Genomic DNA, 13,497 nt, shown 5'->3' with positions numbered 1-13,497 from the left:
TGTATTAAAGCATACCTTCGGTTGATTTTTCTAATTCTCTAGCTTCAACCAAGAAGTCTTCAACATCCATTTCCCTGAAAAATATCAGGCCATGGCTGGATCTAACTTTCGCAGATTGATGTTGGTAGAAATAGTTTTTACCAAGGAGAAGTTGCACATCACTTAATTGGTCTACCCAGGTGTTTTTTGCTAGGGTACTGAATTTACCATTGTGTGCATAACTTGGGAATGAGGCATTTACCTGACTCAAATAGCAATTTGAGAAGGAATCTTCCATGACCGATATGTCTCCTAAAGAAACAGGTACAATAACGTTAGATTCTGCAGCATCAAATTTAAACCAGACATTCCTGTATCCAATGATTTTGAAATCACTTAAGTCTTCTTCTAAGCTCCACTGCCTTACAGCTTCAGCAGTTGCTTGTAATACTTTATAATGCGTATCTGGGCCACTGCCTTCAGGGTCTAATGTTAAACTAAGTTTAGTAGGCTTAATTTCTCTAAGCATATTCAAAATAGGTTCAACATCCCGTTTCTTGTCCGGCTGCTCGGTAAAGATATCCCCTGTGTAGAAGCCTAATCTTAGGTGGTGGACATTTTTTACCTGAACGCCAAAATGAGCCCATACAAGTTCTTCCTCAAACTCCCTAATCATTCCTTTTAAGGTCTGTATGTTTTTAGGGTTCTTCTCTCCATCATAAGAGTTTTTAAGGACTGTTATGATCTCGTTAATTTGTTCTCTTAGTTCTTGAGTAGATTTGATACCAAAGGTGAAAACTATTGCCCTTACCAACCGGTGGCATAGGCCTCTTAGTCTTTCTTCGGCATTATCTGAGGCTACATTGGTTAAGTAATGGTACACATCTTTGTCCATCTTTAATTTATAGCCTGAGGTATAAAAATCCTCAAAGTTAACCATTTGAATCCTACCGTTGTCCAAAAATCTTTTAGTGCTTCTTAAGGTTTCTATAACAAAAGTGTTGGTCACAGCGGTGAAACCTGAGGTCAAGACAGCAAAATGAGCATCATTGCTGATCTCATGCAATTGCTTGGTGATCTGAGGTAAAATGCCTAGTGAAATATCATCATGGTGAGGACCGGTGTGGAGAAATACTTCATTCTTCTCTTCCTTCATCCCCCTATCTATTTTCTCACTAATGCTTTTGATTACATTTTTTACCGTATGCTCGTTCAAGTCAGGTATCAGACTGGTGTATTTGTCTTCTTTTAAATCTTCAAGAGTGATTCTATGACCATATTTTTGAAGTTTCTTGCAAAGTTCCAATACTGAACGTTCCGTTTTTGTATCCGTCCATTCCCCTTTAAAATAGTATTGGTCAGTACTATCTGTTAATTTTGAACCGGCACCTTTTGTAATATAGAACCTTCCATTCTTTAGTTTCTGCAATACAGTTGCCGGATAAATATTGGTCATGGATTGTTCCAAAGATTCCTTCACTATGCCCGCTTTGGCTTCCCCTGCTGCGATGATAATGGCTACAGCATCAGGATTATGAACTATGGTGTCCAAACCAATAGTAATAACCAAACGGTTTGCAGATATTTCTATCCCACCTAAATCACCTGCTGCTACGGCTTGAGTTTCAAAGTTGGTCTCTGTAAGTCTGGTAGTAGAAAAGATATCCGAACCACGGGTGTTGAAGGCAATATGACCATCCGGGCCAATCCCTCCTAAAAAGAATCCGATTCCTCCTTTTTCACGGATTTTAGCTTCATATTTCCCACACCACTGGTCAATCAAGTAGATAGATTCTTGTTGAAGTTTTTCCAAAGGAGTTTTGTATTCTCTGAAACGTAATGATAAGTCTACTTTAGAATCCGGAAATATTTCCTTGTAACTTTTGCCTTCAGCAAGTGTTATTTCATCCGAATTGATTAGTAATGCTTTTTTTGGATCCAGACCAAAGCCCTCAATATAAAACTTATTTACATAATGGTGAAAGCTATTGTTTTGTTCTGCAGAAATAGGGTAAAACTCATCAATCTGCACAAAGTGTAAGCCATTTAATACCGGCTTTTTGCAGTCAATTAAACCGTATTTTTTTCTTATTTCCAGGCCTTTCTTCTCTTCCCAGTTTTCAAGAAGAAACTTGGTCCACTTGATAAAGTATTCCGGAGTTTTTCCTGTTGGAAGACTGATGACCCCTTCAGGGTTAGTAGAGGCCCATTCCAAAAATCTGCAGGCAGTAAGGAGTCCCAATTTTGGGAAATTATCAACCGTAAGATAGGGTATTTTGGTAGTGATCTTCTCTACATCTGAATCTTTAAAGAAGGCCTCTTCGGTCTTGGAAAGTGGATAATTCGCTAACATATGCTTGTATCTATTTTGTTTTAATTTATTGTGAATTAATAGTGTCCTCAAATATATGCTCATTAACTATGGCAATAGCTCCTCTGAGCCCTACCTCCATACCTAATTGAGAAAGCTCAATTGAAGTTTTTTCTCTTAACTTGGCCATACTATAAATATTTAAGGCTTGTTGAATAGGTGTAGTAATGTACTGCTTGGCCTCTGCTATTGCCCCTCCTAATATGATCAACTCAGGGTTGAGCAACTGTATTAATATGGCAATACCGCGGCCTAAATCAAGCCCCACATCAGATAAAATACTGATGGCCCTTTGATCCCCGGCAATCGCTGCTTCTACAACAGTGGAAGGTTCTAGATTCTCTTCCTTACCATTACTTAACTTTGCCAGAATCGAGTCTTTGTCCAGTAATATGGCTTCCTTAGCCAACCGAACTACTGCCCCACCGGAAGCAACTGCTTCTAAGCAGCCCCTTTTGCCACAGGTGCAACTTATTTCTTTGGCATCAAACAAGGGAGAATGACTGAATTCACCAGCAAATCCTGAGTATCCCCGATAAAGTTTTTCGTCTATGATAATTCCAAGCCCTATTCCCCAATCAACAAAAATTCCCATCACATTTTTATTGGAACCTTTGTTGGCAAATTTAAACTCAGCAAGAGTTTTTGCTCTTGCGTCATTTTCTATGAATACTTTCCGGGAAAATTTTTCCTCCAACTGATCTTTCAAGTTCTTTTTGCCCGATTTTAGGTAGGTGTGATTTACACCCGAAACACTGTCGACTAATCCGGGCATACTAATTCCTACCGCTATTACCTTCTCCTCTGGAATTTCGGATGAATGGATGATTTTCATTGAAAAATCATAAATTGCATCCAAGGTTTCTAGTTCATTATTAAGAGACAGTTTAATGGATTTTATATCACTTACCTTTTCATTTTTGGTATTGTAGATGGCTGCCTTTGCACCAAACCTATTCAAGTCTATACCCAATATATAAAATGAATCAGGTGCAAGACCGTAAAGATCAGGTTTTCTCCCTCCCTGGGACTGCCCTCGGCCTTCCTTGATTATAATTTTCTCTTCTAATAAGTCTGTCAGTAAAAGATTTACGGTGGGTAGACTTATGCCTACCAATTGGCAGATATTACTGGCAGTATTATTGCCTAGTGTATACAGCTCTTTTACTATCTTTAATTTGTTGATATAGTTCTTAATTTCAACTACACCTTCCTTCTTATCCAGGACAATCTTCGGGTCTATTAAATTCATAGGATAAACTTTGATGCAAAATAATAAAAATTTTATTTAATTAAGGCAACTTAAATAAAAAAATCTACATTTTCTAATAAGCAATGGTTAATTTCACTTAATATTTATTCGCCTGTACCCAACAAAATAAAGGGGAAAAAGCTTGAAAATGCTATAATGGATAGGTTTCGTGGATTAATTTATTTTAAAATAAATGCCTTTTACCTGTCAATTTTTCAAAAAAAATAATCATGTTTGTTTCAAAACTTTTTCAAAAATAAGTAAGAAATAAAAAAAATCTATGAAAAGCAGACGGGAATTTCTTCATAAAGCATTACTTTCTTCATTGGTTATTAGTCCTTTTGCAAATCAGGTAAAAGCAATTGCTGATACCGCAAAAATAAATAACAATAATAAGAAGAGTGCTCAAGTATTGTCCACCTGGAATCATGGGATGGCAGCCAACGACAAAGCTTGGAGTATTTTATCCACCAATGGTGACGCATTGGATGCGGTAGAAGAAGGAGTTAAAGTTACGGAAATAGCCAAAAATGTGCTTTCAGTAGGTCTAAACGGAATTCCTGACAGGGAAGGCATCGTTACCTTGGATGCCTCTATAATGAAAGGAGACGGATCATGTGGCTCAGTTGCTTTTGTAAGGCAAGTGAAACACCCCATCACTTTAGCTCGCCTGGTTATGGAAAAAACACCTCATGTCATGTTGGTCGGTGAAGGTGCACGACAATTTGCTATACAGGAAGGAATGCCTATTGAAAAAGAGGAGTTAAGTGCCGGTGCAGAAAAAGCCTACCAAAATTGGAAAAAAAATGCCCAATACAAACCCATAATTAATGTTGAAAATCATGATACCATAGGAATGATTGGTATGGATGCCTCCGGCAAGCTGGCAGGGTCCTGTACCACAAGTGGTCTGGGGTACAAGATGCATGGCAGAGTAGGTGATAGCCCTATTATAGGAGCTGGTTTGTTTGTAGATGAAGAAGTTGGAGCTGCCACAGCCACTGGGCTGGGAGAAGAAGTTATTCGCATTTGTGGTTCGTTTTTAATTGTAGAATTGATGCGACAGGGCAGAACCCCACAAGAGGCATGTGAAGAAGCAGTGAAAAGAGCAGTCAGTAAGTGTAAAGATATAGACAATACCCAGATTGGTTTTCTCGCCTTGAATAAAGAAGGTGATTTCGGTGCTTACGCTATTAGACCCGGGTTTAATTTTGCTCGGCACCATGCCTCTGAACAAGCCATGATTGATTCAAAAAGTTGGTTTAAATAATTAGGAACCTAAGCATGAAGAATATTTTATTAGAGTCTCCCGTATATACGTTGGAAGCAGCTTTACTTGCCGTAGAAAATGGCGTAGACAGACTTGAGCTATGTGCTGATTTTGGAGAAGGGGGGACTACCCCAAGCCTGGGATTGTTAAAGGTGTTAAAGAGTAAGGTTAATGTCCCCATTTTTGTTATGATCAGACCAAGAGGAGGTGATTTTGTGTATTCTGAGTTGGAAATAACGGTCATGAAAGAAGACGTTAAATCTTTTTTGTCACAAGGAGCTGATGGATTTGTTTTCGGTATTTTGAATAAATCCGGAAAGGTAAACCAAGCGGCTTGCTTGCAATTGATCCAAGCCGCTGAAGGCAAGCCTTGTACCTTTCATAGGGCTTTTGATGTGCTGGAAGACAAGAAATGTGCCTTAGAAGAGATCATCCAGTTGGGGTTTTCTAGAATATTGACATCCGGAGGAGAAAACAGTGTGATGGAAGGGATGCCTTTAATTTTAGATTTGTTAATGCAAGCCAGAGATAGGGTTGTAATTTTGCCCGGTGGAGGTTTAATGCTTCAGGACATAGCTGATTTAAATATGACAGGATTACTTAAAGAAATACATGCTTCCTGTAAGCAATTCAGGCCCTCAGCTATGGAGGGTGTCAATGACCATTTAAGACTCTCTCAAATGGAGGAGACGGAAGGGATGGTGTTGACTGTAGCTCCCCAATTGGTGGAGGAGCTGGTGGTTTATCTGAAAAAGTTGTAAGATTTTTATTGTTCTTCTGGGTTTAAAGTGGAGTACGGTGAGCTTATCGTTATAGATCATAATCTAAAATAACAATTGTTTTTTGGTGGATAACATTATAAAAAGGTTAATTGAATCGTCGTTTTACTTTTGATTGACCTTATTTTTATTTTATAGTTTTAATTTTTTTGGTGTCAAAGTTTGTTTTTATGAGGTAAATTTAATATATTATTCCCTCACAATAAACCCTATAAAGATGGTAAAAAGTTTTCAGGGGGTAAGACAAGCCCCACCAAAAATTAGTGATCAACCTATTTTGGTCAAGGATTTCATGACCACAAATTTGATCACCTTTAGAGCAGAGGATACCATAGATCATGTCATAACGGTGCTTACAAGAAAGAGAATTTCAGGGGCGCCGGTAGTGGATGATAATGGTGGACTTGTAGGTATGATTTCCGAAGGAGATTGTCTTAAAGAAATCATTAAAGGTCAATACACCAATACGCCTAAGTTTCCTGCATCGGTAGCGGAGCATATGACTAAAGAGGTTTATACCTTGCCACCGGAAATTTCAATATTTGATGCAGCAGATCGGTTTTTAACCATGAAGATTAGAAGATTCCCTGTGGTAAAAGACGGAAAGTTAATAGGTCAGATAAGCGTTAGTGACATTGTTAGAGCCATGCCTAAGTTAAAGGCATCCACTTGGTAAGTTAAGTGAATAACCAGCATTTTTTAAATATACCCTACAAGGGAGTAAACAGCTAATCCCACCCATTCTTTGGTTAGTTTATGCCAAGCTACCAGTGAGCCTACATCAGGTTGAACGATTGATTTAAAATTCAGCCTCGGTACTTTTCCATAAAAATCTACAGGGAAAGTATCGGGGTTTAATCCAACCTTTAAAAAACAGGCTTTGGCTCTTTTCATGTGAAAAGCGGAGGTAATCAAGAGCATCTTATCTGTGGGCTCCAGTCGGATTTTATTTGATCTAATGATTTCCTCACTAAATAAAGCGTTTTCCCTTGTATTTACTGCTTTTGTTTCTGTAATAATGTCCGATTCTTTCACTCCTGCCCAGATCATGAAATCCCTTAAGGATTCTGCTTCTGATAGAGGGTGAACCGGATCATAGCCCAAACCTCCCGAAATCAATATTTTCTTTATTTTCCCCATTTTATACAGTTGTACGGTATGGGTGGCTCTGTCGGCTCCCCTTGTAAAATAGGTCCGGTCTTTTGGGAGCATATTAAGGTTGGTGACTCCGGTCAGGACTATGCCCAGTTCATAGCTTGGCAAAGAAGAAAGCGCTTTGGGTTGGGGTTCCCATTTATATATCGCCCAATTGGCTAAATAGCCATTGGAAAAGAATAGAAGCAATATTATCCCGGTAGGTAATAGGGTTTTACCCCAAGATTTTTGTTTAAAAACAAAGCCTATAAGAATGAGCATTAAGCAAATATTAAAAGGCATTATCAAAAAACTAAATAATTGTGAGATATAAAAAAACATTGACGCTTATTTTTTTTAGTTTGCTTAAGGGCTTTTATTGACAGCCATTTTCAAAATTATTCAATAATTGGTTATTGTCTGACAGTTTTCTTCATAACTTCACTTTGTAGGAAAATTTTAAGCTTATATTTTTCTCATTTTAATTCCTTAAATGATTGGTTTAAATGATTACTGAAGCTCCTTTACAAATCTATAAATCCTCTGCAGGTTCGGGGAAAACCTATACCCTCACCACTGCCTACCTAAAGTTGGCCCTTGAATCCCCCACTGCTTTTACCCGGATTCTAGCGGTGACCTTTACCAATAAGGCTACTCAAGAAATGAAGGACAGGATTATCAAAGAACTAAAAAGGCTTAAGGAAGGGGTGGACCCCGATGAAACCATGCACAAAGAGCTCTTAGAAAAATGGCAATTGTCCCCCAAAGAATTGTCTGCAAGGGCTGCTAAGGTTTTGACCACTATCCTTCATGATTTTGGATCTTTTTCTGTGAGTACAATTGATAGTTTTTTCCAAAAAGTCATTCGAGCATTTGCCAGAGAAATTGACCTACAAGCCAAATTTGATGTTGAGCTAGACCTGGATGGTGTCATGACGCGTATGGTAGACAGGCTGATGTTGCGGGTAGCAGAAGACACGGATCTACACAAATGGATGGTGGAGTTTTCTATCAGCAAGATTACAGAAGGGAAATCTTGGGACCTGAGAAAATCTATTGAGGATTTGGGAAAAAAGATCTTCTTAGAAGACTTTAAAATTGTTCAAAAAGAAGTGGGAGCCTTTTTGGAGAATCCGGATACTTATAAAGAATTCAAAGAATTTATATTTGGGCAGAAGCAGGTTATTATTGATAAAGCCTTGGAACTAAGGGGTACGGCTCAGGCCATCCGTGATAAGAACGGTCTTTCTTGGGAAGATTTTTCCGGAGGATCTAAATCCTTCAGTAAAAAATTTGATCATTTGGGTAAAAAGGAAGATCCGATTCCAACGCTTACAGATGCCCAGGAAAAATTACTCCTTGGACCGGAAAAGTGGTACACCAAAACAAGTAAACTTAAAACTGCGATTGAATCGGCCTATGCAGAAGGATTAGGTGATATTTTGCATCAGTTTGAACCCCTGAAACGCAGCTGGAATACCTTGGACTCAATATCCAAGAACTTGTATACCTTTGGTTTATTTGGCTATTTATTAAGGGAGTTGAAGGAATTGAAAGAAGAGGAGAATTTGCTGCTGATTTCAGAAACAAATGATTTTCTAAAATCCATTACAAGTGACAATGACACCCCGTTTATTTATGAAAAAGTAGGCAATCGTTATCAACATTTTTTGCTGGATGAATTTCAAGACACTTCCGGCTTTCAGTGGGCGAGTTTTCGTCCGCTTTTACTGAATACGCTTTCTATGGGTAAAACCAATTTGGTGGTAGGAGATGTCAAGCAATCCATTTATCGATGGAGAGGTGGTGAGATGCGTTTGCTAATGGAGCAAGTAGAGAATGACCTTGGAGGTTTTGGCATAGATGTTAAAAAGTTGGATACCAATTTTAGGAGTTTACCCAATATTGTAGCCTTTAACAATACTTTGTTTTCAAATTTATCAAAACTGCTTAGCGATCATTTAAGAACAGTCTTGGATGATGCCTCTATGGATCGAATAGAAAAGGCCTATGGCGATGTATTGCAGAAAATTGCCCCGAGGCAAAAAGCCAAAGGAGTAGAGGGTAAGGTTTCACTGTCTTTTATTGAGACAGATAAGGAAACCAAATACGACGATGTAATATTGAATATATTACCGGAGAAGATTGAGAAATTATTAGATCAGGGCTATCAATTGAAGGACATCGCCATTTTGGTGAGAAAAAATAACCAGGCGGCTCAAATTGCAGATGCCTTGATGTCTTATGCAGAAGAAAACGGAGATAACGGCTACAGGTATGATGTATTATCAGATGAGGCATTGTTTCTTACCAAGGCATCTGTTGTAAAATGCCTTCTGGCGGCTTTAGGAATGGTAAATGATGCGGAAGACTCACTGGCTGAAAAGACCTTTTGGATACAATTGGCCAGAATAAGAACTCTCCCATTTAACCATGTTTTGTTTAGAAAAGATAGTTTGCCGGAGGAATTTAAGGGCTTAAAGGAAAGTTTTTGTCAACAACTACCGGTTTTCAGGAAGTTGCCACTCATGGACTTGGTGGAGGCAATCATCGATTTTGTAGATTTGAATGAAGGAGCAGGGGAACTTGCTTACTTGTCCGGTTTCAAAGAAGCGGTATATGATTTTATTGGCAAAAATAGGGCTGATTTAAGTGGCTTCCTTAATTGGTGGGAGCTAAAGGGCTATAAAAGAACGGTGAAAATTCCTGAGGAGTTTGATGCTATCCGTATTCAAACCATCCATAAATCTAAAGGTTTACAATACAAGGTGGTGCTATTGCCCTACTTGGATTGGAAGTTGTTCGATACGGGCAAAGAAAACATTATTTGGACCAAGTACGATTGGGATGCAGCCTTACCTCCGGCGATAGTGCCTTTGTCGGTGAGATCGCAATTAAAAGATTCGGCATTTTCAACCGCATATTTAGAGGAGAATTTAATGAATCATCTCGATAGCCTAAATATGCTGTATGTGGGATTTACCAGAGCAGAAGAGGTGCTAATGGCAATGGCACCTTTTAGTAATCCAAATAAAAAGGATAAGTTAACGACAGTTGCTGACCTACTTCGCGAAGTGATGCAATTTGGAGCCCAAGAAAATGAATTATTGGCTTTTAATAACTACTATAACAATGAGGAAAAAGAATTTGATTTAGGGGCTTGGCACCGGAATGAATCCAAAAAAGAAGCCTCGGCTCCTTCTCAACCCATGGTATGGAAATACAAACCTTGGGAAAAATCTCTGGAAGTCAAGCAGGCTTTTGGAGAATTTGAAGCCTCAGAAATTGTAACAAAAAGAGCTTTTGGAGTTCTCGTTCATCGGATTATTGAAAAATCCCGGACCAAGAAAGAGTTTTTTCTTGAATTACAAAGTATGTTTTTTGATGGGGCTATTACTGAAGAGGAAAGACAATTGTTGGAAAGTCAATTCCACAACCTTTGCCAAATAGAAATGTTTAATTCTTGGTTTGATGGCTCTGGAAAGGTACTTACCGAACAAGGCATATTCCTTTCGAGTGGTGAGCACAAGCGGCCTGATAGAATTATTTATTATAAAGAGAAAATCGTAGTTGTGGATTTTAAGACCGGTGAAAAGAGAGTTGCTCATGCTTCACAAGTTTTGGAGTATGTTAAGCTTGTAAAAGACATTGAAAAAGGAATGCCAATACATGGATATATCTGTTACATAGAAAGTAGCACAATAGAAAAAGTTGTTTAAATGGAAGGGTTTTTAAAGCGAACTGCGGCTGAATTACTGAAGAGAAGCGTAGATATTAAAAATATTCGGGTGGTCTTGCCTAACCGTAGGGCAGGTTTGTTTTTCACAAAGTATCTTGGGCAGTTGGTTTCTCGACCTACGTATATGCCTAAGGTGATCACTATAGAAGATTTTTTCTATGATATTATTGGGAAAAGGCCTGCAGATAAATTAAGCTTGATTTATGAACTGTACAAGGTTTATAAAACCCTTTCCGGTAATGAAGAGGGTTTTGATAGGTTTTACTTTTGGGGTGAAATGATTCTTAAAGATTTTAATGATCTGGATCAATTTTTGGTCAACCCTGAAAAACTTTTTGTCAATTTAAAGGAACAAAAAATACTAGAAAGCGACTGGAGTTTCCTTTCTCCGGACCAAATCGAATTGATTCAGGCCTTTTGGGCTTCATTTGAAAGTAGAGATAGGTTTCACCAAGAGAAATTCCTTAGATTTTGGGATGTTCTATTTCCCTTGTATCAAGGCTTTAATTCTTCCTTAAAAACATTGGGCTTAGCCTACGGGGGGAGTATTTATCGGGAGGTAGTAGAAACTTTGGACAATGTTCCTCCCTCTGAAATGAAGACTGTCTTTGTAGGTTTCAATGCTTTTACAGGGGCAGAGGAAAAACTCATCAAGCATTTTGTTAAAAATTTTGGAGCAGAGATCTATTGGGATATTGACCAATATTACCTAAATGCGAGCAGCCAGGAAGCAGGTATGTTTTTTAGGGATTATAAAAAAGATAAAATCCTAGGGCCTACTTTTCCTGAAATTACTCCAAACAAAATTGTTGAGAAAGAAAGACAAGTTAAAACCTATGCCGTTCCTTTAAAAATTAACCAGGCCAATATGGTGGGGGCGATATTGGAAGCCATACCCCAGAAGGAAGAAAACTGGGAAGAGACAGTGGTCATTCTACCTGATGAACAACTTCTTTTTCCTGTCCTAAACCTTTTGCCCGATAATGTGAATAAGGTGAATGTCACGATGGGTTATCCGGTCAAGCATACCCCCATTTTTACATTTTTGGAAGCTGTGGTTGATTTGCAGAGGTATAGTAAAATAGTGAATGAGGAGTTGATGTTTTATTACAAGCCTGTCAAGGAATTATTGTCCACTGTTTATTTATATGATCTTGCACCGGAATTTTCTCAACATTTAATTGATGAATTTTCCAGAAACAACACCTTGTACGTGTCTTCGAAGGTCTTAAAGGAAGGTGGGGCATTGTTTGCCCAAGTTTTTCAGCCAATGACTACGGCTACCTTGATGGATGATATATTAGGTTTAATTAAGATGTTGGCTGATTCCTTGGAGGAAAATACCATGGAGCGAACCTACCTATTTCAGTGTTTCAAACAAATGAATAGGTTAAAGGTGATAGTGGATAAAGAGATCAAAGAGGAGGTTAATATTGCCTTTTTATTAAGGATTTTTAAACAAGTCTTCGGAGAAATCAAACTTCCGTTTAAAGGCGAACCATTGCAAGGTTTGCAGTTGATGGGAGTGCTGGAGTCTAGAAACTTGGATTTTAAAAGGGTTATCATTTGTAATATGAATGAGGGAAGTTTTCCTCCATCCAATTCCATGAACTCCATGATTCCTTTTAATTTGCGCAAAGCTTTTGGTATGCCTATCCAAGAGCAAAATGATGCCATATATGCTTACACCTTTTATCGACTTTTGCATGAAGCCCAAGAGGTTCATTTGCTTTATACCACTGCGGGAGAGCAAGGTAAGGTCAATGAGAAAAGTCGGTACATTCATCAGCTTCAAATAGAGATGAATCAGGATGGCGTCCAGAAGGAAGATACCATCACCCATATTCCTGTTAATTTATCACCAACCAGAGCCATTGTAATTGAGAAGGACAAGTCAATCATGGATCACCTTAGGAGGTATACCAAGCCTTTATATGGTGAATGGGAACCCCTGTCTTTCTCACCCTCTGCCCTTAATGTTTGGCTGGATTGTAGATTAAAATTTTACCTTAGCTATATAGCAGGGATTGATGTTCCTGAAGAGGTGCAAGAAGAAGTGGATCCGGCTATATTTGGTAATCTTGTTCACAAGTCATTGGAGAACTTGTACATGGGATATATAGAAAGGAAAAAGCGTAAGGTGCTTCAGGTAAGTGATATTGAGGAGTTGAATGACTTTGTTTATCCTGCCGTGATGAAAGCAATCATGGAACAATATTTCCTAGAAGGAGAAAACCCTCAGCTTACAGGGCAGCTTGTGATAGCCAGAGATGTTTTGCAGAAATATTTACAGGGGGTATTATTGAAAGATAGACTGTCTGCTCCCTTTGAAATAATCTCACTTGAAGCCGATAAAAAATACCGTGCATTTGTCCCAATAAACTCCAATGGGGAAGAACTAACTATCGCACTGGGCGGAATCATAGATCGGGTGGATAGGATTGGTGATACGGTACGATTAATAGACTATAAATCCGGACAAGATAAAAAGACTTTTAAGTCGGTAGAAAGTATGTTTGACAGGGACAGTTCTGATAGAAATAAGGCGGCCATGCAGACCTTCTTTTATGGATTGCTGTATGAGGCCAACTTTCCGGACAATCAATATTTTCTAAAACCGGCCTTGTTTAACCTGCGTGATATATTCAAGGAGGATTTTAACCCCTATCTTCAAGAGAATTACGGGTACAGAAAATACAGTGAAGTGAAGGACTATGCAGCTTATAGGGAGGATTATGTTTCAAGTTTGAAAAGCACACTTGAAGAGATTTTTGATCAGGATCAGGTATTTGATCAAACCAATGACTTAAAAAAATGTGATTACTGCCCTTATGCAGAAATTTGTTCGCGTTGAGAGTAAGTAAAGCTATGGGTTTATTTCTTTCATCCCTATAAAAGTTTTTAGGTTTTGCTAGGAAATTATTCCCTAGAATAGTTTTATACTAAGTCAAATTATTTATCAATTTCCTTATT

Annotated in this window: 8 protein-coding genes; 5 read left to right on the top strand and 3 right to left on the bottom strand. The window is 38.4% G+C overall.

The features are described 5' to 3' along the window. Window positions 1-4 precede the first annotated feature (4 nt). Window positions 5-2,332, bottom strand: coding sequence for a glucosamine-6-phosphate isomerase (locus ACYVHJ_RS03040; RefSeq protein ID WP_460512437.1), 2,328 nt, complete (start codon window positions 2,330-2,332; stop codon window positions 5-7). A 25-nt stretch (window positions 2,333-2,357) separates the two neighbouring features. After that, window positions 2,358-3,602 carry an ROK family protein gene (locus tag ACYVHJ_RS03035; RefSeq protein ID WP_339902021.1) on the bottom strand — a complete coding sequence of 415 codons (1,245 nt, stop codon included), beginning with the start codon at window positions 3,600-3,602 and terminating at the stop codon, window positions 2,358-2,360. A 280-nt stretch (window positions 3,603-3,882) separates the two neighbouring features. Here ACYVHJ_RS03035 and ACYVHJ_RS03030 point away from each other — a divergent pair, with 280 nt between their 5' ends. The 3 genes from ACYVHJ_RS03030 to ACYVHJ_RS03020 all read left to right on the top strand — a co-directional run bounded on the left by ACYVHJ_RS03030 (window position 3,883) and on the right by ACYVHJ_RS03020 (window position 6,327). Continuing rightward, entirely contained in the window at window positions 3,883-4,872 is a 990-nt protein-coding gene (locus ACYVHJ_RS03030) for an isoaspartyl peptidase/L-asparaginase family protein (RefSeq protein ID WP_460512434.1), read from the top strand. 14 nt (window positions 4,873-4,886) lie between these two features. Further along, window positions 4,887-5,633 carry a copper homeostasis protein CutC gene (locus ACYVHJ_RS03025; RefSeq protein ID WP_460512432.1) on the top strand — a complete coding sequence of 249 codons (747 nt, stop codon included), beginning with the start codon at window positions 4,887-4,889 and terminating at the stop codon, window positions 5,631-5,633. Between the two features lie 235 nt (window positions 5,634-5,868). Then, on the top strand, window positions 5,869-6,327 hold the full coding sequence (locus ACYVHJ_RS03020; RefSeq protein ID WP_339902019.1) for a CBS domain-containing protein: 459 nt from the start codon (window positions 5,869-5,871) through the stop codon (window positions 6,325-6,327). 23 nt (window positions 6,328-6,350) lie between these two features. Here ACYVHJ_RS03020 and ACYVHJ_RS03015 read toward each other — a convergent pair whose 3' ends face one another. Next, the gene (locus ACYVHJ_RS03015) at window positions 6,351-7,067 is read right to left on the bottom strand and encodes a YdcF family protein (protein WP_339902018.1); all 717 of its coding nucleotides are present in this window, start codon (window positions 7,065-7,067) and stop codon (window positions 6,351-6,353) included. Window positions 7,068-7,291: 224 nt separating this feature from the next. On the opposite strand from ACYVHJ_RS03015, the gene ACYVHJ_RS03010 reads away from it, so the two are divergent. Continuing rightward, window positions 7,292-10,504: a UvrD-helicase domain-containing protein gene (locus tag ACYVHJ_RS03010; protein ID WP_460512429.1), complete on the top strand. Its 3,213-nt coding sequence runs from the start codon at window positions 7,292-7,294 to the stop codon at window positions 10,502-10,504. Then, window positions 10,505-13,378: a PD-(D/E)XK nuclease family protein gene (locus tag ACYVHJ_RS03005; RefSeq protein ID WP_460512426.1), complete on the top strand. Its 2,874-nt coding sequence runs from the start codon at window positions 10,505-10,507 to the stop codon at window positions 13,376-13,378. Window positions 13,379-13,497 lie beyond the last annotated feature (119 nt).

This window comes from Cyclobacterium sediminis (assembly GCF_054781075.1).
This window is presented reverse-complemented; position numbering and strand designations above follow the sequence as displayed.

Bases quoted from the DNA above. Each gene is read 5' to 3' on its own strand.
- ACYVHJ_RS03040 (WP_460512437.1), bottom strand. From the start codon at position 2,332: ATGTTAGCGAATTATCCACTTTCCAAGACCGAAGAGGCCTTCTTTAAA.
- ACYVHJ_RS03035 (WP_339902021.1), bottom strand. From the start codon at position 3,602: ATGAATTTAATAGACCCGAAGATTGTCCTGGATAAGAAGGAAGGTGTA.
- ACYVHJ_RS03030 (WP_460512434.1), top strand. From the start codon at position 3,883: ATGAAAAGCAGACGGGAATTTCTTCATAAAGCATTACTTTCTTCATTG.
- ACYVHJ_RS03025 (WP_460512432.1), top strand. From the start codon at position 4,887: ATGAAGAATATTTTATTAGAGTCTCCCGTATATACGTTGGAAGCAGCT.
- ACYVHJ_RS03020 (WP_339902019.1), top strand. From the start codon at position 5,869: ATGGTAAAAAGTTTTCAGGGGGTAAGACAAGCCCCACCAAAAATTAGT.
- ACYVHJ_RS03015 (WP_339902018.1), bottom strand. From the start codon at position 7,067: ATGCTCATTCTTATAGGCTTTGTTTTTAAACAAAAATCTTGGGGTAAA.
- ACYVHJ_RS03010 (WP_460512429.1), top strand. From the start codon at position 7,292: ATGATTACTGAAGCTCCTTTACAAATCTATAAATCCTCTGCAGGTTCG.
- ACYVHJ_RS03005 (WP_460512426.1), top strand. From the start codon at position 10,505: ATGGAAGGGTTTTTAAAGCGAACTGCGGCTGAATTACTGAAGAGAAGC.